The following is a 23,524-nucleotide window of genomic DNA, read 5'->3' on the forward strand; positions in this document are numbered from 1 at the left end:
AACCAAGCGAAGCGCGGTAAGCTTTTAGATAAACTCAGTTTCAATTTTTTGTGTCCACTTTCTTGACAGAACTCCAGACGCCCGGGCTTTCGGTCAATGCCGTGAGTTTATCGGTCTGCGTGTCCGATTTATCGGTCAATACCGCGATTTTATCGGTCGCCGAATCCGGTTTATCGGTCAATACCGCGATTTTATCGGTCGTCGAATCCGGTTTATCGGTCGGCACAGTGGATTTAACGATCGGCACCGGGCTTTCGGTCATTGCACCGGTTTTATCAGTCGCCGCGGAATTTTATGGATTGCGGAAACGTTTTTCGTCTTTCGAGAGATTGACGGTCTCAGGAAAAATCGATCATTATTGGACGGCTCAGCAGGAAAATGAGTTAAGGTGGTACTCATATTATTTTATAATACCAAAAAAGAGCGGATGAACCCGCTTTTTTTAATACGCATTCGGTTTCGTTCGATATAAGAACAATAAGCATTGGAACAAGCGTGAATCGCCGCAACGGGATCGCTTCCGCACGGAACCTTTTGACGGCCGCACATGCTTTAATCCGGCAGAACGGAAAACAGGCAGGGACGGCATCCGCGTTTCCTGCCTGTTTTCCGTTTATTTAAGTCCCGTATAAATGAGAACCGCGTCGCGCAGCATTTTTGCCCCGCCCTTGCCGAGCCGGCTGTCATAGTGTTCTGTAAAGCGCGGATCATCGACGTACATCCGGACAAGTCCCGCGTGAGCTTCTTTGGTATAGGAAGTCCAGAAGTAGCCGAGCCATTGCTTGTGCAGAGCCGCTGCGCGCTGGGCCGCTGCGCCGTGCGGATCAGCGGCTTTCATGGCTGCCTCCAGTTCGGTAAACATCTCCTCCTGAATCCTGACGGTCCGATCATAGTCCTCTTTGCTCAGACTGCCGAACTTTTTGTAGGATTCCTCGACCGTCTCAGCCCCATATTTTTCCCGGATTTCTCTTCCAAATTGTTCTTCGTTCCGATCGATCAGATCTTTCTTAAATCCTTCAAATTTCTCCCGGTCGGTCATTGTGATCTCTCCTTTTTTAGCGGACAACGTTTTTTCGACTGTCGCGATCAGCCTATTCAAACGTTCTCTTTCTTTCAATAATTTGTGATACTGTTCCGCCAGAGCAGAATCGATATCAAAATCGGGTGCGGAAAGAATATGACGGATATCTTTCAGGCTGAAACCAAGCTCACGATAGAAAAGTATCTGCTGGAGAAGGTCGACCTGTTCGCGGCTGTAGATACGGTATCCCGAATCGTTGATTTTTCCCGGTTTCAACAGATCGATCTGATCATAGAAACGCAGTGTCCGTGCACTGACACCGGCCAGATCGCCAAGCTGTTTGACAGTGTAGTTCATGCAATCGCCCCCGACGTTTTTTATGCTACACCATGACGTTGCGTCAAGCTCAAGACTTTTTCATTAAATAAATTTCTGCCGTTTAAGCCGGCAATGCGGATCGTGCATTTTCCCGCTGCGAGTGCATGTCCAAACGTGCGGCAATCCTTTTGTCTTCCGATTTTTTCCGGCACGGACAAAAGCTGTCTGCGCCACGTCCGGTTTAAGGCGGGATGTTTGCTATTTTTCGGCTCGTTCCATAAAATAAAGATGGAGTCAGAAAGGCAAATTCGCTTCATTGGGCGGGAGGACCTGCCTGCGGGAGCCGGCGGAACATATTGGCCGGCAACGGGCGAGTCCGCATTCCAGCTACAATTAAGGAGGATTTCTCTATGGCAAAAAAAGTTGCTGCAGTACTTGCAAATGACTTTGAAGATGTGGAATTCACCGCTCCGGCCGATGCTTATAAGAAAGCCGGACATACTGTCACGGTCATCGGAACGGAAAAAGGTGCGACGATCATCGGAAAACATGGGACGAAGGTGACGGCGGATGCGTCGATCGACGACGTCAGGCCGGAAGATTTCGACGCATTGCTGATCGCCGGCGGCTACTCGCCGGACAATCTGAGAGGCGACAGCCGTTTTGTTGCTTTTGCGAAGGCGTTTATGGATGCCGACAAGAGCGTCTTTGCAATCTGCCACGGGCCGCAGCTGCTGATCACCGCGGAAACGCTGAAGGACCGCAATGTGACCGGCTACAAATCGATTGCCGTGGATCTGAAAAACGCCGGTGCCAAGTATCATGACGAAGAAGTTGTTGTTTGTCACAATCTGGTGACAAGCCGTACACCTGATGATATTCCGGCCTTTAATCGTGAAAGTCTGAAAGCTCTCGCCTGAAGATCCGGATCGATAGCAGGCCGAAGCCGCTGTTCGCGAAGAACGGCGGTTTTTTTTAGAAAAAATCCGGTCTGAAACTTTTGCAGCTGTATCGATATCGAAACTGTGCCCGTCCGCCGAAGAGACGTCCTTTCCGCAGGCTGTCGTTTCCCAGCTTCAGCCATCGGAATGGGTGCGCAATGCCTCTGTCCGATTTTGCGGATGGCTGTTCAATGACTGAAGAAAAATCCGGGCTATGTCCAGATTGCATTGTTCGTTTATCTGCAGCCGCCGCAGGGTTGTCCGATTGAGATGCTCATGCGGTTTTATCGGCCATTCACCGCAGACGTCGATCTCTTCGACTTCTTTTATTGATAAGAGCTCTTTAATAGATTGACAAAGTTGGCCAATGGAAAGCTTTCCCTGGTCCCAGTTTGTTTTTACAAAGCGGGGAGAAAGAATATCTTTGTCGATGCTGATCTGAACGGCTTTCGTCGGAATAACGGAAGCGATCCGCTCTCCCGGCGGAATCCGATTTTCGGGGAAAACAATCACTTTCCGCCTGATCATTGAAGAAGCGGATCGGACGGAAAGCGGATCGGGGCCGATTATAATGACTTTTTTCAGGCGGGGAACAGCGGCCAGAGCATGATAAACCCATGAACCGCAGGAAAGAAGCGGCCCGATCTGTCCCTTGCTGAGATCGGTATGGTGATCAAAGAGCACCAGAGTAAACGGATGGACGATTTCCCGCATCAGAGCCAGTGCGGCATAATGATAGTTGCCGCTGCCGAGAAACGCGAGCCCCTTATCAGGGATGAGTGCGAGCCTGTCGCAGATGATCCGGAAGGCGCGCGGGGAACAATAAAGGCTTGTTTCGCGCAGATTGCTGAAATCGATCCACTGATGATGAATAGATGCTGTCAGTTCTTTCTGATGCTCGTAAGATCCGTCAAAGTTGAGAAATACGACTTGATCGTGCAGCATGACCATCCTGTTCACCTCCTGCCCGGTTCAGTCCCGCAGGTTTCTGTCATGGGGAATGAATTCGTTTACACTGAATATTTTAACGCTTTTCAAAATAAAGAAAAAGCGGATTCAGCAATCTCTCCTGCCGGCGCTCTGCACAGACAGGCCAGGGAAAGAATCCACGGCAAAAAAATAGATCATTTTATCAGCATAGATTATGATGAAAACGTTAACAAAAAAAGGAGGGGTAAGATGTATCCTTACGGCAAACAATTTCCGAAAATTGCTCCCGATGTCTTTATAGCGCCCGGAGCGCAGGTTATCGGGCAGGTTGAGCTGGCGGCCGGTTCATCGGTCTGGTTCAATGCGGTCCTGCGGGGCGACGTGGCGGGGATCTTCATCGGCGAAGGATCAAACATCCAGGACGGTACGATTGTCCATACTGACACACACCACCCGGTGAAAGTAGGCCGGAATGTGACAATCGGCCACAATGTCACGCTGCACGGCTGCACGGTTGAGGACGGGGCGCTGATCGGCATGGGCTCGACCATCCTTAACGGCGCTGTCATCAAAAAAGGGGCCCTGGTCGCCGCCGGATCTCTTGTTCTGCAAAACCAGGTTGTCGAAGCCGGCGTGCTGGTCACCGGAGTTCCCGCTCAAAAGCGGCGCAAACTGACGGATGCCAATGTCGCCTATCTGAAGTATGATGCGGCCCATTATATAGAGCAGGCGAAACGTTATATGGACCTGGGGATCAATCAGAACCGCACCGGCGAATAAAAAAGATTTCCCGGCGTCCCATAGAGGTCGGCACGTGATCCGGCCTCCGCTCACTGCGGATGACGGTTACTTTGCATCCGGCACTTGATTTCTTTCACAATGGCGTCAATATAATCCTTGATCGGCACGTCCGCAGTACACGGGATGCTGATGTTCGGATGATGCAGAGGGAGCAGAAATTTTTTGCACGTAAGATTTGAAAAAGAACGCACCATATTTCCTGTAATTTCCCCCTGGATAGAGCCCGGCTGAATGATTCCGATCGGAGCGATGATGCAATCAATCGATTCGCGCCTGCAAAAGGAGCAGAAGCCTCTTTCGCCGCTGATGCCGATATCGGAACCGGCCCGGACCATTTTCGTTGTGGCGAAAGTATTTGTTCCCAATGCGACAATGTACAGACCATGGGGGAAGGCCTGACGCAATTTTTTTACGACGGTTTGTCCGAGTCCTGCGCCCTGACCGTCGAATACAGCTATTTTCATGTCTCGATGCTCGCCTACCTGTGCAAAAAAGCGTCATAATTTTTTAAGCTGCCGACAGCTAATTATTATATAATTAGATTATATAATAGGAAACAATTTATTTCCTGAAGGAAGTATTCTTAATAAAAAATCCATTAAGGAGTACCGGGGGTATGGAAAAATGAACACGATCAAAGTGGTTAAGCAATTGTTGGAATGGAATGAAGACTGCAGCAATGAGGTCAAAGATATCCTGAGCGGGAAAAAGATATTTGCGATTAATATCATGTCGGCTCCCGGTGCCGGAAAAACGAGCCTGATCATTAAGCTGATTGAAAAATTGCATCCCAATTACCATGTGGCCGTGATCGAAGGCGATATTGCCGGTCAGATCGATGCCGAGAAACTGGATAGTCTGGGTGTTCCCGTTGTTCAGCTGAATACCAACGGCGCTTGCCACATCGAGGCGATGTCGATGAAGAAAATGCTCGGCTATTTTGATCTTGACGACATCGATGTGCTTTTTATTGAAAACGTCGGCAATCTGGTGTGCCCGGCTGAGTTTGAGGTCGGCGAGGACGCCAAACTGGCAATGGTCAGTATTCCTGAAGGGGATGATAAAGTCGTAAAATATCCCCTGCTTTTCTCTAAAGCCGATATCGTCGTCTTGAACAAGTTCGATATGAAGCGCTTTTTCGATTTTAATGATCGGCAGCTGGAAGGGGATGTCCGCGCTCTGAACGGCGAAGCGAAAGTTTACCGGACGTCCTGCGAAGCAAATGAAGGTATCGATGCCCTCTACAAGGACATTGAAAAAAGAATTGTCGGAAAACTGGGTGAAAAAAACGCTCAGGCACGATAATCTGCTCCTAATAACAAAGCCGCGAAGACGGTTTTTATCTTTGATAAAAATCGGTTTTCGCGGCTTTGTACGTTTCCACGGCAGCCTCATTCATAATGAAATCATTTTGCCGATCGGCAGGCAGCGTGCATCTTCACCGTGGCCAAGCTGTTCCGTTTTGGCTACCGGCAGCCCGTATTTTTCCGTGATGCCGAGAACAAGCCGTTCGATAGCCGGCGCTTGTTTCCCGGCTTCCATAGCGGTGAATGTTCCGAGCAGAACTCCGGCGCATGAACGAAAGACGGAAAGCTGATCTAACTGAGCGAGCAGCGAAGCAATGCGCGCGGGTCCGCCGCCCAGCGCCTCGAGAAAAATGATCTTGCCCGCGGGATCGGGGAAATAGTCCGTACCGGCCAGTTTCAGAAAGCAGCGGATATTGCCGCCAATTGTTACGCCGGCCATTCCACTGCCGCGCAACCAGTGATAATCAAAAGCGGGTGAAGGAGCGGATGCTAAGAATGTTTCGCGGAAAATCCGTTTTTGCTGCTCGGCAAAAGGCCCGGCCAGATTCTTGATCCGGTAATGCCAGGCGGCCGCTCCGCTGCATGCGAAAACAGCGTTATTAATAACGGACAGGTCGCTGATGCCGACAAACGGCGTATCCGCCCGGCGGATTCTGGCAAAATCGAGATAGGGCAGAATCTGATTGGCACTGTCGCCGCCGGAGACGTCGAAGATCGCTCGAATTGCATTATCGGAAAAAAGACGCATAAGTTCCGAAGCACGTTCTTCGGGTGTGCCGCTGAAGGGCGTTCCTGTCCTTCGGAAAAGGGTATGCGCTCTTCTTGTCTGCAGCCCGGCAGCGCCGAGCACCCGTTCAATCTTTTCAATCTTCGCCCTCTCTTCAGGAAAAAGCCCGTCCGAGCAGGAGATCAGACCGACCGAATCTCCTTTCTGCAACAACGTCATCAATGGTCGCTCCTTATCTGTTTTCATGATTCAGCGCTCTCTGCCGCAATCCTTTCGGATAATAATTTTTTAGCAGCCCGCCTGCGGCTTTGACCCAGCCCAACGGAAAGCCGTCGATCAGTACGGCCGCCCAGCCTTTGAACCCGGCCGGGGCAGGCAATGTTTCTCCGCGCAGGTAGGCTTCCCAATCTCCGTTTTTCGAAGTCATGGCAATTGTCGATCGAAAAGCCTGAGCCGGCAGAGCCAGCGCGAGCGCGTGGTTCGGTTCAAACCGCTTCTTCTTCTGCTCGCCGAGATGCAATCCCGCGCGGATTACGTTCAGCCCGTCCAAATCCGGGCAGCCGCCGGGCAGCAGGAAAAGCTGTTTTCCCGCAAAGAAAAAAATGCCATTCAGCTTTTCGGCAAGCGCTTCGCTCTCGAACAGCCGGTAATCTTTCAGCAACGTTTCTTTGGCGGATTTCGCCGTCCGGCCTTTCTGTACCGTTTGTACGGTTTCATATTTCTGCAGTTTGGCCGCAAAATGGCCTTCTCCGGCCAGGCGATGCGGCCAAAGGCGGGCAGTCCGGCCGATCAGCGAATTCTGAGATTCCGTCCATTCCGGCCTTCCGTTCTCAATCCCGTTCTTTTTCTCGACAGGCAGGAGTTCCAGATCGGGATATTTGGCCAGCAGGCCGTCGATCATTTGTTCATTTTCTTCAGGCGAAAAAGTACAGGTTGAATAAACGAGTATACCGCCTGCTGCCAGCATCCGATACGCATAATCAAGAATCTTTGACTGCAGCGCCGCGCATTTCCGAACATGGGCGGTACTCCAGTAGTGCACAGCCTGCGGGTCTTTCCGGAACATGCCTTCCCCCGAGCAGGGCGCATCAACAAGAATTCTATTGAAATAGCCCGGGAAATAATCGGCCAGCCGTTCAGGTGTTTCGTTTGTGACGAGTGTATTCGTTATCCCCATGCGCTCGATATTTTCCGATAATGCCCGGGCCCTTTTCGGATAAACCTCATTGGCTACAAGCAATCCTTCATTATTCATGGCTGCCGCAATCTGCGCCGACTTGCCCCCCGGAGCAGCGCACAGATCGAGCACCTTTTCTCCGGGTCGCGCGCCGATCTGTTCCGCAACAAACATCGCGCTCGGTTCCTGAATGTAATAGAGACCAGCCTGATGGTACGGATGTTTTCCCGGCTTGTCTGTTTCTTCGTAGTAAAAGCCGGACGGGCAGAAGGGGATGGATTTCAAATGAAAACCGGATTGCTTCGCCAAAGTTTCCGGAGTGATTTTCAGAGAATTGACCCGCAGGCCGAATGCCCGCTGCTGCCTGTAACTCAGGAAAAAGTCGGCGGATTCGCTGCTCCCCATCAGATCGGTCATTTTTTGAATAAAAGCTTCGGGCAATGACAAAAAAGCCCACCTCCTTATCCGTTGCGCCGGTTAATCAGCCGATACGGAAATATGTCTGAACGCACGCACATCAAACAGCCCTGTGTCGGTCAGTTTCAAATCCGGAATGACAGGGAGGCTGAGAAACGATAGGGTCAGAAAAGGATTGAACGAATCCGCTGCGCCCAGCGCCGCCGCTGCCTCGCGCAGTTCTTTCTGCTTCTCTGCGACCTCTGCAGCCGGAGCGTCGGTCATCAGCCCGGCAATCGGCAGGGCCAGCTCTGCGCTCACTTTTCCGCCGTTCACGACGACCATGCCGCCCTGAATGTCCTTGAGCCGCTGCACGGCGGCGATCATGTCCTCGTCGCTGCAGCCGGCAACGACGAGATTATGTGAATCGTGCGCAATCGTCGTGGCGATGGCCCCTGTTTTTAATCCGAATCCGCTGACGATTGCAAGACCGACCGTTCCGAGCCCCTTATGACGCTCAATGACCGCGAGTTTAAGAAAATCCTTCTTTTCCGAGAAGCTGAATGCACCGTTTCGGACCGGAACCTCCTCGACACGGTCTTCAGTGACGAGACTGTTCGGGATGATGCCGATCACATGTGCCTTGCGGGACGGACCGATTTTCAAAGCGAGCCGTTCAGGCGTCAGCTCCGGTAAAATCAGCGGATGCGGCTCAGGCTGCGTCCGGGTGCCACTTTCTTCGGAGAAAATTCGTCCGCCCTCGGCAACGAGTTCTCCGCGAATATAAACCTGATTGATTGAGAACTGTTCGAGGTCGTCAAGCAGCAGAAAATCGGCTTCATAACCCGGTGCAATCGCGCCTTTCGTCGTCATTCCGTAACATTCCGCCGGATTGAGCGACGCCATTTTGATACAGGTGACCGGATCCAGACCGCTGCGGATCGCCATGCGGACATTGTGATCGACGCTGCCTTCCTTGATCAGATCGTCGCAGTATTTATCATCGGTGCAGAACAGGAAGCGCCGGCTGTTGGTCTCATTGACCAGACCGATCAGCTGAGGAAGATCCTTGGCCACGGTGCCTTGACGGATCATGATGTACATGCCGCGCGACAGGCGTTCCTTTGCTTCATCGATCGTGACACATTCATGATCGGTGCGGATTCCTGCCGCCCTGTATACATTGATTCCTCTTGCGTCGAGGCCGGCGCCGTGTCCGTCAATTCGCCATGTATGCTTCCGGGTCATCAGCAGTTTGTCGATCATGACCGGATCGGCATTGAGCACAGCCGGGAAGTCCATTACTTCCGCGAGCCCGAATACACGTTCATTTTTAAAAAGCGGCTCGAGGTCCGATGCATGAAGCGTCGCACCATTATGTTCAAACGAGGCGGCCGGTACGGACGAAGGCAGCATGACATAGATGTCGATTTGGCTGTCCGCTGCCCGCTGAAGCATGAAGCGGACGCCGTTCGTGCCGAGAACATTGGCGATTTCATGCGGATCGATAATTGCCGAAGTGACTCCGTGCGCCGCCAGTACAGCGGCAAACGCGCCCGGCGTTAAAAGCGACGATTCGATGTGCACGTGCGCATCGATCAGCGACGGGCTGATGATTTTTCCCGCCGCATCCAGTGTCTTTTTCCCCTCATATGTCCCGAGGCCGACGATCATGCCTCCGCTGACGGCGACATCCGCTTCGATCAGTCCGCCGCTGAAGACGTCAACGATTTTTCCGTTTTTGATCACGAGATCCGCCGGCTCTTTTCCGGAAGCCGTGCGGATACGTCCGATCAGATTCTTTCTTTCTGTTTCCATAACTATACCCCTCTCGGAATCCGATAACATCTATTTTTCCATTATAGATCATTATGATTATTATAGCTGAAAATCGACAATCGGGAAAAAGGGCGTCCGCTGCGGGGGACAGAGAGTTTTCCTCACAACAGACGCCTGTCTGATTCATTCAGATTTATGCCCGATTCATTATGCCGGCCGTCCGGTAAAATATTCAATGTGAGTATCTCTCTAGCTCATTTTCCTGCCGGACCGGCAGATGATAATCGACTTTCCCTGGGACCGTCAATCTCTCGATAAACGGAGAACGTGTCCGCAATTGCTAAACTTTCACAACGGTCGCTAAACTGGGTGCGATGACCGAAAACTTCCCCGTAGCGACCGAAAAGCAACGTATGCCGACCGAAAACCTGTCTACGTCGACCGATAAAACCCGTGCTGACCGATAAATTGCCTGTGCTGACCGAAAAGCAGCGTGCGCCGACCGAAAACTTCCCCGTAGCGACCGAAAACCAGCGTATGCCGACCGAAAACCTGTCTACGTCGACCGATAAAACCCGTGCCGACCGATAAACTGCACCTGCCGGTCGATAAACTAGGCGTGCCGACCGAAAACAGCTGCTAACTGGCCGAAAATCTTCTTATTCATCGATTCATACGGCGGGTCGCGTGTTTGTTGAAAATTAAAATTCCGGAAAAAAAACGCGGTTTCCGTGGGGAAACCGCGCGTGACTTTCAATTGATTCCGATTTACGCATGAAAGAACTGGCCGACCGTGTAAGTAACCACCATCGTCAGTGCGCCGACGAGGACATTCCGGGCGATCGCCGGCCAGCGCGGAGCGCCGCCCAGCTTTGCGCTGATCAATCCGGTCAGCGCCAGTGCGATCAATACGGCGATTACCGTGAACGGCACACGGAACGAGCCGGGGATCAATGCGATACAGAGAAAAGGCAGGATGGCTCCGATGGTGAATGAGATCATCGAAGAGAAGGCCGCGTGCCACGGATTGACATAATCGGCCGGATTGACGCCCAGTTCTGCATCGGCATGGGCTTTAAGGGCGTCCTTGCTCATCAGTTCGACGGCGACTTTTTTAGCCAGCTCTTCAGACAGGCCGTTATTTTCGTATATTTTCGCAAGTTCGCTGATTTCGCCTTCATAATCATCCTTGAGCTCGGCCTGCTCCCTGGCGATTACCGCCTTTTCTGAATCTTTCTGCGTGCTGACAGAAACATATTCGCCGCCGCCCATCGACAGGGCCCCGGAAACGAGACCAGCCAGGCCGGAAATAACCAGTGTCAGCGTGTTTGTCGTCGCCCCTGCGACGCCGATCACGATCCCGGCGGTCGAGACGATCCCGTCGTTCGCTCCCAGAACGCCCGCCCGAAGCACATTCAGTTTCTGATTCATTCCGCTCGTTACTTGTTCTTCCAAAATTGACAACCTCTTTTCATTTAAGTGAACAGTCTGAGAAAACGAAAATAATAAGCGCTAATTGAAAATAGTAATCATCGTCATGACCCCTAATACGCGACATGCTGCCATCCGTTGGGATGACAGCATGTTGGATAAGTTAAAATTATTATTGACTACTACTTCATTATTCTATAATCAATCGTGGCTTTTGTCCATTAACTTTGTTCAGAGCAGCATTTATTCGGTCAGTTCCAGAAATTCCCGAACATCGCGGACGCAGTAATCGAGGGCGGACCGCCAGAAATCCGGAGCAGTCAGATCGACGTTCAGATGTTTCTCCGCAAGCTGTTCGGTGGTCATCCTTCCGGTGTCACGAAGCAGAGCATCATATTTCTCGGCAAATGCCGTTCCTTCCTTCAGTGCCCGGACATAGATACCGGTGCTGAACAGGAATCCGAACGTATAAGGAAAATTGTAAAAAGGCCAGTCTGTGATATAAAAGTGAAGTTTGGATGCCCAGAATGTCGGGTGATACACATCCAGCGAATCCAGATAGGCTTCTTTCTGGGCTTCGACCATCAGCTGATTCAGCCGGCCGACACTGACGGTACCCGCTTTTCGTTCTTGATAAAAGCGTGTTTCGAACAGGAAACGGGCATGGATATTCATCAGCAGAGCCACGCAGCGTTCCAGTTTGCCGGAAAGGCGCTCAATTTTTTCCTGCCGGGTTCCGGCGGCGGATTCGGCGGCGTCGCTGACGATCATTTCTGAAAAAGTCGAGGCGGTCTCCGCGACGTTCATGGCATATTGCTGTGACAGAAAAGGCAGGCCGTTCATGACCGATTGATGGTAGGCATGTCCGAGTTCATGAGCGATCGTCGATGTATTGGTTGCTGTTCCGCTGAATGTCATGAAGATGCGGGATTGTCCGCTGATCGGAAAACTGGTACAGAATCCGCCGGGCCGCTTGCCCGGACGATCTTCTGCTTCGATCCAGCGGTTCTTCAGCGCCTGATCCGCGAAATCAGCCATTCTTGGATTGAAGGCTCTGAAATGGCTGACGACGAAATCGCCGGCTTCTTCATAGGAGACTCTTCTGCTTTCTTTTGAGAGCGGGGCGTCCACATCGAACCAGGCCAGTTTTTTCAATCCGAGCATCTCCGCCTTGCGATTCAAAAATTTCACAAGAGCCGGTTTGTATTCATCGATCGTTTTCCACATGGTGTCCAGTGTTTTCCGGGACATCCGGTTATAGTCGAGCGGTTCTTCGAGAAAATCAAACCAGCCGCGCGCTTCATAGGCGGAGAGACGGAAACCTGCGATCCGGTTCAGTGTTTCCGCAAACAGTCCGGCGTTTTCAGACCATGCTGCCTCCAGAGCCGTAAATGCGGTTTTTCGCACGGCGCGGTTCGGATCATCGAGAAGATTATTGGCCTGCCCGACCGATAACCGTTCCGATCCCTTTTCAGGATGGCTGAACGGAATGTTTATTTTTCCGACAAGGGTGTAATAAAAGCTGCCCCAGGCGTGGTAACCGTCAACCGCCAGGCTGCTGATCAGCTGTTCCTGTTCGGGCGCGAGTTTTTTCCTGGAAAGATCTCTTTTTTCCTGAAGGGCGAAACGCACCCCGTCCATCGCCTTTCCGGCCGTCAAAACCGTCCAGTCTTTATCCGTGATCCGGCGCAGCTGTGCCTCAAACAGGGCATCGCAGGCTGCAAATTTTGCGGCAATGGCCTTCAGCCGATTGCTCCGTATCAGCGCCGTTTCATCCTTTATGTTCTGCGCTGTGATGCATTCTACGAAAGCGGAGGCCTCGTCAAGCCGCTTTAGCAGTTCCTCATATGTATGCACGATTTTTTGAAAAAGTATCGTATCGGCCGAGGCAAATGTCCCGGATCCAACATTGATAGCGGTTTCAAAAAAGGAAATATCACTTTCAAGCTGCTCGAGAAAAGCCGTGAATTCGGGCGATCCGCTTCCGCCTGGGAAAATCGGATCCAGATCCCACTTCTGATTCAGTTTTTGCATTATGTTTCCCCCTTTTCTTATTCTTTCACCAATTGTAGCATAATCCGTTTCGTTTGCCGCTTTTCAGGTTTGTCCGCTTTCTTCTTTAAAGAAATAGCGGTTATTGTTATCATAATAGAGGATATTCGTATGTACCGGAAAGAGGCCGAGCGGCGGCCCGTTTTCATCGGGCCCGTGACGGCTGTAATGGTTCATCCGGAGAAGAGGGGTTATCGTGATTCGTATACTGTTCGTCTGTCTCGGCAATATCTGCCGTTCGCCGATGGCGGAGGCCGTGCTGCGCGACAAAATAATAAAGGCAGGTGCCGGCGATCGGATTGTGGTCGATTCGGCGGGAACGGGAAACTGGCACATGGGCAGCATTCCGCATCCCGGAACAAGAAAAATTTTATCGAGGAAGGGCATATCTTTTGCGAAAATTAGAGCCAGGCAAGTCATCCCGGAGGATTTTCAGCGCTTTGACCGGATCATTGCCATGGACAGATCCAATGAGCGGGATCTTTACAGGCTGGCGGCGCCGAGTGAGCGGGACGGGCAAAAGATATTCCGCTTTATGCGGCTTTTGGATGACCGCCCGTCCGCCGATGTTCCGGATCCTTATTATACCGGCCGGTTTGATGAAGTCTTCCGCCTGGTCGATCGGGGGACGGATGTACTGCTAAGGCGGCTGCTCCGTTGATTTTTTTGAAGCACGTTTCTCATTTTTCACCACTATTTAGCAGACGTCCGCCGGCTTTTCCCCTCATATTAATCAGAGACGCTGTACAGACTAATAAAGTAATCCTCAAGGATTATACACACCGCAAGGAGGCCGAGTCCGATGAGTGTTTATGGCAGAAGCAAAATGGGGAGGTTCATGCTGATCGGGGGCATGGTCGGCTGCGCTCTGTCGCTGCTTAGCCGCGAGACACGTACAGTCTGGGGACATAATCTGTCAACAGCAGCCTCCGGCAGCGGCAAGCTGATTCAAACGATTTACAGGCATCCGGATCAGGTGGGGCGTTATTTTCAGACGACGGGGACCCGTCTGAAGTCGACCGCCCGGGAATTATCGGAAGATTTTCAGCAAATGATCGACCATGCTGAAAAGGCGAGAACGAGTACGACCGACACGTATCAGTATGTCATGGAGGCCGGAGCCGAGATCACGGAAATGGCGGGGAAAATAAGACGCGCCGGACAAAGCATCACTCGTTTTCAGGAACCCGTGCTGGTGGATACGGAGCAAGATGCTTTGCAGCGGCTTGAAAATGAAACATCCGTCCCGAATCCAGGAACCATGCCACGGCGATCGTTTGAAAAGAGCAAGAAACCTGCGCAGTCGAAGCCAAAGAATGACTTTAATTTAAAAAGCGACAGTCATTCGAAATAAAAGTGCTCTACGAGAGAAATTTGCGGAGATGGGGAAAGTGGGGAAAAAAAAGAAGTTTAGAGAAATGGTCCTGTTCATTAAACTTCTCGGTAAAAGATTCGTGGAAGACAATACAGCGGATTTAGCGGCAACACTGGCCTATTACTTTCTGTTGTCGCTATTTCCGCTTGTTATTTTTTTATTTGCGGTTCTTCCCTATATGGGACTGACCCAGCAGGAATTGCTGCCCTTTCTCAGCCGTTATCTTCCGGGTGAAGTCATGTCCCTTATCCGGGAAAATCTCGGTGATGTGTTTACAAGAAGCGGCGGCCTGCTTTCGATCGGCATTATCGCGACATTCTGGGCAGCGTCAAACGCCATCAATGCACTGATACGGACGCTGAACCACGCCTACCACGTAAAAGAAACCCGTTCTTTTATCGTTATCCGGATGCTGGCAATGATCCTGACGCTGGCGATGGTTTTTGCCATTGTCCTGACGCTGGCGGTTAACGTGTTTTCTGTAGCTTTCGCCCAGAAATTTTTTCAGAAAGTCGGGATAGCGGATAATTTTGCCGATATGTGGTCGGCCGTCAGTCCGCTCTTAACCTTTGTTGTTGTTGTATTTATTCTGGCTTATCTTTACGCCCTTGGTCCCAATATGAGATTGAAACTGAAAGAAGTGAGGGTCGGTGCGCTTCTTGCCGGAAGCGGATGGCAGGCGGCGTCCTACGGATTCTCATTTTATGTCCGCTATTTCGGCCACTATTCGGCGACTTACGGTACGCTCGGCGGAATTATTATTCTGATGCTCTGGTTCTATATTACGGCCATGACGATTATTGTCGGCGGGCAGATCAATGCCATCCTTCATCATCTTCAGATCGGCAGGGGAATGTAAAAAGCGGTTTCTTCTTGTTTTGAACGAGCGAACGGATGTATGAAAGAAAACCGGCCTGTTCACAAAAGGGACTGCCGATTCTTGGGCGAAGCCGCGGTGCCGGGACGGTCCGATGATGCCGCGCTCCGCGGCGCTTATGCGGCAATCCGCTGAATTTTATATCTTCTCTGTAAATATAAATAAAAGAGGGGGGCTGGTACATGGCTGACGGGAAGCGCAGAAGAAAATTGCTTGTTATGCTGCTGTTCATCGGTTATCTGTCCCTGCTGCTGTCTGTCACTTTGTTCACGCATAATTACTATACTTACGGGCAGTCGAGCAATCTGCTGATTTTCAGCAGTGTCCGTTTAATGCTGATGAGCGGGAACAGCGGCCTGATCCTGAAGAATGTGATTGGAAATATCGTTCTTTTTATGCCGCTCGGCATTCTGCTTCCGCTGCTGATCGAGAAAAAGCAGGCCTTCCGCTGGCAGCTGCTGTTCGCCGTCCTGATCAGTCTAGTGATTGAGATTTGTCAGTTTTGGTTTGCCGCCCGTATTTTCGATATAGACGATATCATGCTGAATGTGGCCGGTGCCCTGGCCGGACGTCTTATCCTCAGTGTTTTCCGCCTCTTCGTGCGCAGGATTGTCATTTTTTACTCGGGATTCCGCTGAAACAGATAATCGATCGTTCGACTCATTCTGAGTGCGCCGAATTCGCCGAAGCGGGCCTTCAGAAGCCGCCCTTCTTTATCAAACAGATAGTATGCAGGAACGTAGCGGTTATCGAATGAGTCGGCCAGACGATGGGTATTGTCGATCAGCACGGGATGGGATATCCGATAAAGCGTACAGGTTTCGGCAACCTCCGCAACGTTCAGTTCCTCTTCAGAAAGAGGCATATGGACGGCGACGACATGAAGCAGGCCGACATATCGATCGCGGATCGTGTTGAGCAGCGGCATCGACTGTTTGCAGTAATGGCAGCCGATCGACCAGAAATGGATCAGCGATGGTTTCCCGAGCAGATCATTCCTTACAGCTTTTTGATTAATCCAATGCGTCGCCGTGTCCAGTTCCGGAAGTATCAGATTTTTAATCACCGGTCAGTCCTCCCGAATTCAGCGCCTCATTTCTGGGCGCCTCTTTTTCTGCCATTGTATGCCGGCCGGGCGCCATACGTTAATTAACCGGGTGACCGTGCCGCGCTAATCGCTTTCGGTTTGCACGCAGCGATTGATGAATGGCCGAACTGAGCGTGACAAGGATCAGCGCCAGGGAGATCCCGTAAAACAGACCGCCCTGCGGGACAAGGCCGATCAGCGTATTTCCGGCTATCGGCCCGGCCATGCTCCCAAAACTATAGCACACGCTCATCAGGATGTTCCCGAGCGGAATCAGCGATGTGTCGAGCATGTCGCTGACGTAGCCCATGCTCATTGAGTACAGCGATCCGGTCAGCATGCCCGCAGCCGACAAAGTCAACAGGAGGCCGTAGAAAGAAGAAGAGAACAGTCCGGAGAGAATGAAGACCATGGCGCCAAGCAGCGATAAAGAGGGGAGCAGCCTGGCGCGGCCGAACCGATCGCCGATGACGCCGATCGGCAGCTGCGTCAACAGTCCGCCAGCGACGAACATCGGAAGCAGTGAAGAAATGTCCTCCAGCCGGAACCCGTTCCTTAAAGCGAAGATAGGAAAACTGTTGTTTAAGGATGCCTCGAGAAAGCCGAATCCGAATGTAGCGATCAGTCCGGACCAGGCAGCAAAGACCACCTGCCCGCAGCGGTTCAGCCAGCGGTTCTGTGCACGGTCCTCGTGAGACGGAGTTTCCGGGTATTCATTTTTGAGCAATATAAGCGGTATCAGAAAGACAAGACAGGCGGCCGTACCCGCGATAAAGGGGACGGCCAGACCGAATGCGAGCAGCCGGACAAGCAGGGGACCGGCTGCAAAACCGAGGCCGAAAGACAGGCCGTAAAGAGCAATATTCCGGCCCTTTTTCCTGTGCGGACTGCCGATTGTAATCCATGTCTGTGCAGCAAAGTGAAGCATGCTGTCTCCGATTCCGACCGCGAGGCGCAGGATGAACCAGAACCAAAGATTAATGTAAAGCGGAAAAAGAGCAAGCGATAGCGTGATCAGCATTAGCCCAATGAACAGAAAAGGCTTATATCCAAGACGCTGCATCGGCTTCTCCATAAAAGGAGCGGGAGCAAGCATACCGATGTAAAGCGCGGTTGTTCCGATTCCGTTAACGATCGGCGATACGCCCCGTTCATCGAGCAGTGCGGAGATCAGGGGGAGCAGCATTCCTTCGGCGACGCCGCAGACAAATACCGATCCGATTAATAATGAGAAACGAAATAAATGATACGAGCGAAAAGGCATGATCCAATCCTTTCCCGGCGGAAAAAGATGATTCGACGATGATCCGGAAGCGTCGAATCAGTTCTTAAAAAGGCCGGCAGAGTATAAAGCAGCGTTGTCTCAATCAATTCCGGCTTTTTTTTTCGGAATATTGACTTTGTCAAACCGGATCTGAGCGCGGACGCGGGTGGCAATATCCATGCAGATCCGTCATTCTCCGTTCAATAAAGTTCCGGACGGCGGTCTTCGAACACGGGAATACGTGAGCGGACGGCGGCGATGGCGGAAAGATCGAGATCGGCGGTCAGCAGGCATTCTTCTTCTCCCGCTTCCGCGAGAATTTCACCCCACGGGCCGATGATCATCGAATGTCCGGCGAACATATTGTCCGGATCGCTTCCGGCCCGGTTGCAGGCAATGACAAATGCCTGATTTTCAATGGCCCGGCATGCGAGCAGGGTCCTCCAATGATCAAGCCGGGGTTTCGGCCATTCGGCGGGAATAAACAGAAGCCGTGCTCCGGAGAGAACGTGCCTTCTGATCCATTCGGGGAAACGGATATCGTAGCAAATGAAACCTGCGGACGGAATGCCGTCAAGGTCAAAGAGGCCGTCGCTGTCTCCCGCGTGCAAAAATTTGTCCTCATTCATCAGACGAAAGAGATGAATCTTGCTGTATTCCTTGACGCATTCACCTGCACGATTGAAGACAAGCATGGTATTGGTCACCCGGGACGCAGAGCGTTTGGCAACGGATCCGGCAATGATCGCGACATGATTTGCTTTTGCCAGACGTCCGGCAAACCGTTTGGTCCGCTCAGCCTCGCTGTCGGCAGTCTCGGAAAGCCGTCCGAGGTCATAACCCGTTGTCCACAATTCGGGCAGCATGATCGCATCGGGTTTTTCTTTTAAGGCGCGCTGAATAAAATTTTCCGCGCGCAGATAATTTTTTTCCGGATCGCCGAAGGCAATGTTCAGCTGAATCAACGTGATCTTCATAATATAATGTCCCCCTTTATTATTCGGGCAAGCCCGCCGCCCCTCCCGAGGCTCCGGCCCGTTTCCCCCCGGCCTGATATTTAAAGAGCATTTTTTTAATACACGGTATCCTGATAAGGATACTCTTTACAAATCGATTTATTTCTCCGACAATAAAGGAAGCTATCTTCATTCATTATAAAGGTTCTTGCATGTGATTGAACAGGGCCAATTTCTAAGAAGCGGAAGTGAAAATTGATGGTTTACTATCCGAAATCCGATGCGCTTGATCGGCTGCCGAAACAATTCTTTGCCGATCTTGTCGTCAAGACAAATGCTGAAATAGCCAAGGGATTCGATGTGATTAATCTTGGACAGGGCAACCCGGATCAGCCGACGCCGCCGCACATTGTTAAGGCGCTGCAGGAGGCTGCCGGGAATCCTCTTTATCACAAATATTCGCCCTTTCGCGGCTATGATTTTCTGAAAGAAGCGATCGCCGCTTTTTACAAGCGCGAGTACAGCGTCGATCTTGATCCGAAGACGGAAGTCGCCATCTTGTTCGGTTCGAAGACCGGGCTGGTGGAAATCGGCGAATGTTTGCTGAACAGCGGAGACACGGTACTGATGCCGGATCCGGGCTATCCCGATTATTTGTCCGGTTTCGCGCTTGCCAACCTGCACATGGAAAAGATGCCGCTCCGCAAAGAAAACGCCTTTCTTCCGGATTATGGATCCCTGCCTGAAGCCGTGCTGGACCGAGCCAAGCTGATGTTCCTCAATTATCCGAACAATCCGACGGCCGTGACGGCACCTGCCGATTTCTTCGAACAGACGGTTGAAACGGCAGCGAAATACAATATCTGCGTTGTGCACGACTTCGCATACGGAGCGCTCGGCTTCGACGGTGAAAAGCCGCTCAGTTTCCTGCAGACGACGGGGGCAAAAGACGTCGGTATTGAGATGTACACCCTTTCGAAGACCTATAACATGGCCGGATGGCGTGTCGGCTTTGCGCTCGGGAACCGAAGCGTAATCGAAGCGATTGAGCTGATTCAGGATCACTATTACGTCAGCCTGTTCGGCGCCATTCAGGAGGCAAGTGCCAAGGCGCTGCTCGGAGCGCAGGATTGTGTCCGGGATCTGGTCCGGCGTTATGAATCGCGCCGGGATGCATTCTTCAGCGCTGCCCGCAGTATAGGCTGGGATGCAGTTCCTTCCAAAGGTTCCTTCTTCGGCTGGCTGCCCGTTCCGAAAGGATTCACTTCCCAATCATTCTTTGATCATGCCCTAAAGGAAGCTCACGTCGTTGTCGCTCCGGGAATCGGCTTCGGCGGTGAGGGCGAAGATTACATCCGCGTGGGGCTGCTGACCGAACCGGAACGGCTGACCGAAGCCGTGAGGCGGATCGGGGAGCTTCACCTGTTCTGAGGATAAACCGATTAGCCGCCGGGCGGGACGCAAGTTCTTTTGCGTTCCGCTTTTCTTTTTAAGGATGGCAGAAGAGCGGGGCGGATAATTTTTCTTCGGAGAGAAAAGAATAGGAGAAAAAGGAGCTGTCCGCCCATGAAAAAATTTCTGTCAATTCTCTGCTGCGCGGCTGCCGTTTTCTGCTTCTCAACGGCCTCTGCTGCAAAAGAGCCGCTTCCGGCAAAAGTGCCCGATTATGTTGCCGATATTTCAAAAGAAAATACTTACCCCAATCCGTCGCATGATCAATCGGAGCTTGTACCAAGCGGATATACAAAATCGCTGCTGCAGTCATCGAAAGTCGCAATCGACAATCCGGCGCTGATCAAATTGCTCAACGAATCGTCTCTTCATCCGTCGAAGTGGTCGATCGCTTATTCTGCACGGATTTATTTGGGCGAATGGCCGCTCAGTTATACATCAAAAGAAACGACGGTAAACTGGGAGTATAAGAAAATCAGCGATAATGCTGCGGATGCAAGAGGAAGCACAGGGGGACAGAAACTCAGTTACACTCAGGAGAATGAGGCCAAAGTAACCGGCGGACTGACGGCGAATGTGCCGAAAAAGGAGGAAGTCAGTCAGTTGATTATGGCTAAGGCAATGAAAAAGACGCGGCTTCCGATTTCCTTTTCCACAGTTGTCGGCCGCGGGACGAAGGCAGACCGCCCCTATCAGGTGGATGCGAAGCATATCGGCCATTTATACGGCTATGTTCCGGCAGTTAATGAAAAAGGGAAGATCACCTACGGAGAAGTCTTTCTTGTCCTTAAAGGAGGAAAAGCCTTTCTTGAAGTCAAAAATGTTATGGAACAGGGAATCGGGGCGTGGATGCCGATCCAGGACCACGTATCGCTTCGTTATCTTGCTAAATAGGCGGAGATACGTCGTCTGAAAACGCAGCTGCTTCTCTTCCTGAGAAAAACCGCTGCCGCCGAAAAATTTCAGCGGGCTGGCGGCCAACTTTTTGTCCCCGTATGTGCTAAAGTAGAACCGGTACGAAAAAGTGCAGAAAGCGGGGATGAAGAATGGGCAGAGCGGCCATATCAAAGTCTGAACAGGTCGGCTATTTAAAAAAGCGGATCAAACTGCTGTCTTACGTGATCAATGCTCTGGACGATGAAACGGCGGGTCCCGAAGATCTGAACCACATCTTAGGAATGATCGGGGATCTTGAAATCAAAATCCGCCGTTTCCGCGATGATTGGACGGAGGGGCAAATACCGAACCGCACATAAAAAGAATGAATACGGTCACCCTATATAGAAACGGAGGGTGATTTTATTTGAAAAAGATGATTATAGCGATGCTTGTTGCGCTCATTGGACTGGCCGGGCATCCTCTAGCAGGCGAGGCGAAGGATTGGTATTTTAAGCCGGCGAAAAACAATCAGCCGGCAACGACGGAGCCGGAGTATGAAATGCTTCTGAAAAAATACGACGGCATTTATATCGGAGACACGTCGAAAAAAGATATCTATTTTACATTTGACAACGGTTATGAAGCGGGGTATACGGCCAGTATTCTCGATACGCTGAAAAAAGAAAAGGTTCCCGCCGCCTTTTTCATTACCGGCCATTATATCACCGATCAGCCTGGGCTTGTGAAAAGAATGGCCAGAGAAGGTCATATCATCGGGAATCATTCCTGGGGCCATCCTGACCTGTCCGCGATCGGCGATGAAAAATATAAGCAGGAGCTGCAAAAACTGAAAACGGCCTATACAAAACTGACGGGACAGACCCGGATGCTTTATCTGCGTCCGCCGCGCGGAACATTCAGCGAACGCTCTCTGAAGCTGGCCAGAGATCAGGGGTACATCAGCGTTTTCTGGTCTGCCGCCTACAAAGACTGGGTGCGGGATCAGCAGAACGGTGCGGATTATGCCTACCAGCACATTATGAAGCGGATTCATCCCGGTGCCATTTTGCTGCTGCACACCGTTTCCAGAGATAACACCGAAGCATTGCCGCGTGTTATTCATGATCTGAAGAAACAGGGATACCATTTCCGCAGCCTTGATCAACTGGTGGCGAAAAAGCATCTGCCCACCCATGATCGATAAATTTATCCGTTTATTTCTCTTCGGCGAGCCGGGTCCCGCATGAACGAAGAGATTTTTTTTTCAGGCGGCCCGGTCCGGCCGCTTATCTTATATTGTAAATTGTAAAGAAATAAAGCGATTTTAGTCAATTTTTGTTGAAAAAAGTTAGTAACACAATCCACAGAGTTATCCACACCCTTGACAAATATGCGGGTGCATTTCAGCGGATTTATACAAGGTTATTCACATTATCCACAGCGATTGGGAAAGTTATCTACAAAAACAGTCACAATTCGACTGTAAGCACAGCAAGGGATGAACAGAGTTATCCACTTATCCACAAAGTTATTGACATTTTCGGATGTGTTGACCTTGCAAATTCAGAAAAATAGATTTTATCCACTTTCTTTCCGTCTATTTTCCGATACTGTTTTTTAACAAAATTCATAAACGATTAACTTTTCGGGGACAGAATGAGACGGCCTGGCTTTGCCGGGCTTTTGGGCGCAGACGGACGGCTGCATGCTGAAAGGCTGCGAGGCCCGCTGTTTCCGTTCGCTATAATCTCCCTCTTATTTTGCTAAAAAAAAGGAAGCTCCCGGCCTGATAGAATATCCTTGTGAGGCCGGCCCGGCATGGGAAGATACGTTTTTTTATGACTTTCGGACATCCCTTTTTAAGAGCGGTATGATAAAATAATGAATAAAAGGGGAGGGATGAGATCGATGCCCGTAATAGCCCGAATCAGTACAGACGGCAAAAATGACGGCTTTTTTGAAATTGATATTCAATTGGATGACGGCAGGACTGAGACGCTTCATGTACATGAAGACATCCTTGTGCAGGATGAATTGCGCAAGGGGCTTCACCTTACAGAGCATCGTCTTGCCGTTCTTCATTTTGAAGCTGAGGGCATCAAAGCCTATCTTGCCGGCATCCGCTATCTTTCTTACCGGATGCGCAGTTCTCATGAAATGAAAGCTTATCTGGAGAAAAAGGGGTACAGTAAAAGCCAGATTGAATATGCGCTCGGACGTCTGCAGAAGGAACAAAAACTGGATGACCGGGCTTTTGCTGTAGCGTTCACACGCACGAGAATCGAACTGTCGACGAAGGGGCCCCAGTTGATCTATCGGGAACTGCTGCAGGCAGGCATTGCTCAGTCTATCGCAGCGGGAGCGGAATCCCTTTATCCTATGGAGGAGCAGCTGGCCCACGCCCGAAAATATTTGGCGAAGAAAACGGCGTCGGTCAAGAATACGAAGTCTTCTGCCGAAGCGAAACAAATTCTTTCCCGGCTGCTGATGCAAAGAGGCTATTCGCGGGAAATTACGGATCAGGTCATCGGCGAGATCGGCGGTTTTCTGGCGGACAATGAGAAAAACGCACTGGCCTGCCAGGCGGAAAAGGCGATGCAGAAGTATAAAAAATACAGCGGGAATGAGTTTTTGCAGAAGGTTAAAGCTTTTTTGTATCGAAAAGGTTTTCCCGCCGACGACATTACTTCGTTTTTACAGAAACGGATAAACATTAATAATTAAAAAAACGTCGCCTGTGTCGAAAATTGTGAA

The 23,524-nt window shown here is 51.0% G+C and carries 24 protein-coding genes; 13 read left to right on the forward strand and 11 right to left on the reverse strand.

Features of this window, described 5'->3' with window-relative positions; genetic code table 11:
* Positions 1–62 precede the first annotated feature (62 nt).
* On the forward strand, positions 63–431 hold the full coding sequence (locus tag Q6A92_RS13790) for a hypothetical protein (protein ID WP_332238445.1): 369 nt from the start codon (positions 63–65) through the stop codon (positions 429–431).
* Positions 432–613: 182 nt separating this feature from the next.
* Here Q6A92_RS13790 and Q6A92_RS13795 read toward each other — a convergent pair whose 3' ends face one another.
* The gene (locus Q6A92_RS13795; protein WP_274401682.1) at positions 614–1,378 is read right to left on the reverse strand and encodes a MerR family transcriptional regulator; all 765 of its coding nucleotides are present in this window, start codon (positions 1,376–1,378) and stop codon (positions 614–616) included.
* Positions 1,379–1,749: 371 nt separating this feature from the next.
* Between Q6A92_RS13795 and Q6A92_RS13800 the strand changes: the two genes are divergently transcribed.
* Positions 1,750–2,259 carry a type 1 glutamine amidotransferase domain-containing protein gene (locus tag Q6A92_RS13800; protein ID WP_274401683.1) on the forward strand — a complete coding sequence of 170 codons (510 nt, stop codon included), beginning with the start codon at positions 1,750–1,752 and terminating at the stop codon, positions 2,257–2,259.
* Positions 2,260–2,415: 156 nt separating this feature from the next.
* On the opposite strand, the gene Q6A92_RS13805 is transcribed toward Q6A92_RS13800, so the two are convergent.
* Positions 2,416–3,231, reverse strand: a complete 816-nt coding sequence (locus Q6A92_RS13805; protein ID WP_332238446.1) for an arginase — start codon at positions 3,229–3,231, stop codon at positions 2,416–2,418.
* Positions 3,232–3,273: 42 nt separating this feature from the next.
* Here Q6A92_RS13805 and Q6A92_RS13810 point away from each other — a divergent pair, with 42 nt between their 5' ends.
* Complete coding sequence (locus tag Q6A92_RS13810) at positions 3,274–3,990, forward strand: gamma carbonic anhydrase family protein (RefSeq protein ID WP_332238447.1); 717 nt, start codon at positions 3,274–3,276, stop codon at positions 3,988–3,990.
* A gap of 50 nt (positions 3,991–4,040) precedes the next feature.
* On the opposite strand, the gene Q6A92_RS13815 is transcribed toward Q6A92_RS13810, so the two are convergent.
* Positions 4,041–4,475, reverse strand: coding sequence for a DUF3842 family protein (locus Q6A92_RS13815; RefSeq protein ID WP_274401686.1), 435 nt, complete (start codon positions 4,473–4,475; stop codon positions 4,041–4,043).
* Positions 4,476–4,635: 160 nt separating this feature from the next.
* Between Q6A92_RS13815 and hypB the strand changes: the two genes are divergently transcribed.
* Positions 4,636–5,316 carry a hydrogenase nickel incorporation protein HypB gene (gene hypB / locus Q6A92_RS13820; protein ID WP_332238448.1) on the forward strand — a complete coding sequence of 227 codons (681 nt, stop codon included), beginning with the start codon at positions 4,636–4,638 and terminating at the stop codon, positions 5,314–5,316.
* 90 nt (positions 5,317–5,406) lie between these two features.
* Here hypB and Q6A92_RS13825 read toward each other — a convergent pair whose 3' ends face one another.
* The 5 genes from Q6A92_RS13825 to Q6A92_RS13845 all read right to left on the reverse strand — a co-directional run bounded on the left by Q6A92_RS13825 (position 5,407) and on the right by Q6A92_RS13845 (position 12,862).
* Positions 5,407–6,264, reverse strand: coding sequence for a S66 peptidase family protein (locus Q6A92_RS13825; protein WP_332238449.1), 858 nt, complete (start codon positions 6,262–6,264; stop codon positions 5,407–5,409).
* Between the two features lie 13 nt (positions 6,265–6,277).
* Positions 6,278–7,669 carry an RsmB/NOP family class I SAM-dependent RNA methyltransferase gene (locus Q6A92_RS13830; protein ID WP_274401689.1) on the reverse strand — a complete coding sequence of 464 codons (1,392 nt, stop codon included), beginning with the start codon at positions 7,667–7,669 and terminating at the stop codon, positions 6,278–6,280.
* A 30-nt stretch (positions 7,670–7,699) separates the two neighbouring features.
* Positions 7,700–9,436: an adenine deaminase gene (ade, locus tag Q6A92_RS13835; RefSeq protein WP_332238450.1), complete on the reverse strand. Its 1,737-nt coding sequence runs from the start codon at positions 9,434–9,436 to the stop codon at positions 7,700–7,702.
* 729 nt (positions 9,437–10,165) lie between these two features.
* Positions 10,166–10,852, reverse strand: a complete 687-nt coding sequence (locus Q6A92_RS13840) for a VIT1/CCC1 transporter family protein (RefSeq protein ID WP_274401691.1) — start codon at positions 10,850–10,852, stop codon at positions 10,166–10,168.
* Between the two features lie 219 nt (positions 10,853–11,071).
* Positions 11,072–12,862, reverse strand: coding sequence for a M3 family oligoendopeptidase (locus tag Q6A92_RS13845; RefSeq protein WP_332238451.1), 1,791 nt, complete (start codon positions 12,860–12,862; stop codon positions 11,072–11,074).
* 214 nt (positions 12,863–13,076) lie between these two features.
* On the opposite strand from Q6A92_RS13845, the gene Q6A92_RS13850 reads away from it, so the two are divergent.
* From Q6A92_RS13850 to Q6A92_RS13865, 4 genes are all read left to right on the forward strand, one after another.
* The gene (locus tag Q6A92_RS13850) at positions 13,077–13,541 is read left to right on the forward strand and encodes a low molecular weight protein-tyrosine-phosphatase (protein ID WP_332238452.1); all 465 of its coding nucleotides are present in this window, start codon (positions 13,077–13,079) and stop codon (positions 13,539–13,541) included.
* 141 nt (positions 13,542–13,682) lie between these two features.
* On the forward strand, positions 13,683–14,234 hold the full coding sequence (locus Q6A92_RS13855) for a hypothetical protein (RefSeq protein ID WP_274401694.1): 552 nt from the start codon (positions 13,683–13,685) through the stop codon (positions 14,232–14,234).
* Positions 14,235–14,262: 28 nt separating this feature from the next.
* Positions 14,263–15,114 (forward strand): YihY/virulence factor BrkB family protein, encoded by an 852-nt coding sequence (locus Q6A92_RS13860; protein WP_332238453.1) that lies wholly within the window; start codon positions 14,263–14,265, stop codon positions 15,112–15,114.
* A 200-nt stretch (positions 15,115–15,314) separates the two neighbouring features.
* Positions 15,315–15,770 carry a VanZ family protein gene (locus Q6A92_RS13865; protein WP_274401696.1) on the forward strand — a complete coding sequence of 152 codons (456 nt, stop codon included), beginning with the start codon at positions 15,315–15,317 and terminating at the stop codon, positions 15,768–15,770.
* Here the strand turns inward: Q6A92_RS13865 and Q6A92_RS13870 are convergent.
* From Q6A92_RS13870 to Q6A92_RS13880, 3 genes are all read right to left on the reverse strand, one after another.
* Complete coding sequence (locus tag Q6A92_RS13870) at positions 15,752–16,198, reverse strand: TlpA family protein disulfide reductase (protein WP_332238454.1); 447 nt, start codon at positions 16,196–16,198, stop codon at positions 15,752–15,754. The two genes, Q6A92_RS13865 and Q6A92_RS13870, sit on opposite strands and share 19 nt — an antisense overlap.
* 79 nt (positions 16,199–16,277) lie before the next feature.
* Positions 16,278–17,483 (reverse strand): MFS transporter, encoded by a 1,206-nt coding sequence (locus Q6A92_RS13875; RefSeq protein WP_274401698.1) that lies wholly within the window; start codon positions 17,481–17,483, stop codon positions 16,278–16,280.
* A 200-nt stretch (positions 17,484–17,683) separates the two neighbouring features.
* A complete protein-coding gene (locus Q6A92_RS13880; RefSeq protein ID WP_332238455.1) occupies positions 17,684–18,460 on the reverse strand; it encodes a carbon-nitrogen family hydrolase in 777 nt (258 codons plus the stop codon).
* A 237-nt stretch (positions 18,461–18,697) separates the two neighbouring features.
* On the opposite strand from Q6A92_RS13880, the gene Q6A92_RS13885 reads away from it, so the two are divergent.
* The 5 genes from Q6A92_RS13885 to Q6A92_RS13905 all read left to right on the forward strand — a co-directional run bounded on the left by Q6A92_RS13885 (position 18,698) and on the right by Q6A92_RS13905 (position 23,494).
* Entirely contained in the window at positions 18,698–19,870 is a 1,173-nt protein-coding gene (locus tag Q6A92_RS13885) for a pyridoxal phosphate-dependent aminotransferase (protein ID WP_332238456.1), read from the forward strand.
* 135 nt (positions 19,871–20,005) lie between these two features.
* Positions 20,006–20,785, forward strand: a complete 780-nt coding sequence (locus Q6A92_RS13890) for a YfkD family protein (protein WP_274401701.1) — start codon at positions 20,006–20,008, stop codon at positions 20,783–20,785.
* 152 nt (positions 20,786–20,937) lie between these two features.
* On the forward strand, positions 20,938–21,147 hold the full coding sequence (locus tag Q6A92_RS13895; RefSeq protein ID WP_274401702.1) for an SE1561 family protein: 210 nt from the start codon (positions 20,938–20,940) through the stop codon (positions 21,145–21,147).
* A 68-nt stretch (positions 21,148–21,215) separates the two neighbouring features.
* Positions 21,216–21,974 (forward strand): delta-lactam-biosynthetic de-N-acetylase, encoded by a 759-nt coding sequence (gene pdaA, locus Q6A92_RS13900; protein ID WP_332238465.1) that lies wholly within the window; start codon positions 21,216–21,218, stop codon positions 21,972–21,974.
* Between the two features lie 704 nt (positions 21,975–22,678).
* A complete protein-coding gene (locus Q6A92_RS13905; RefSeq protein WP_274401703.1) occupies positions 22,679–23,494 on the forward strand; it encodes a RecX family transcriptional regulator in 816 nt (271 codons plus the stop codon).
* The last annotated feature ends 30 nt before the right edge of the window (positions 23,495–23,524 follow it).

The organism is Sporolactobacillus sp. KGMB 08714, assembly GCF_036598985.1.
Classification (GTDB): Bacteria; Bacillota; Bacilli; order Bacillales; family Sporolactobacillaceae; genus Sporolactobacillus.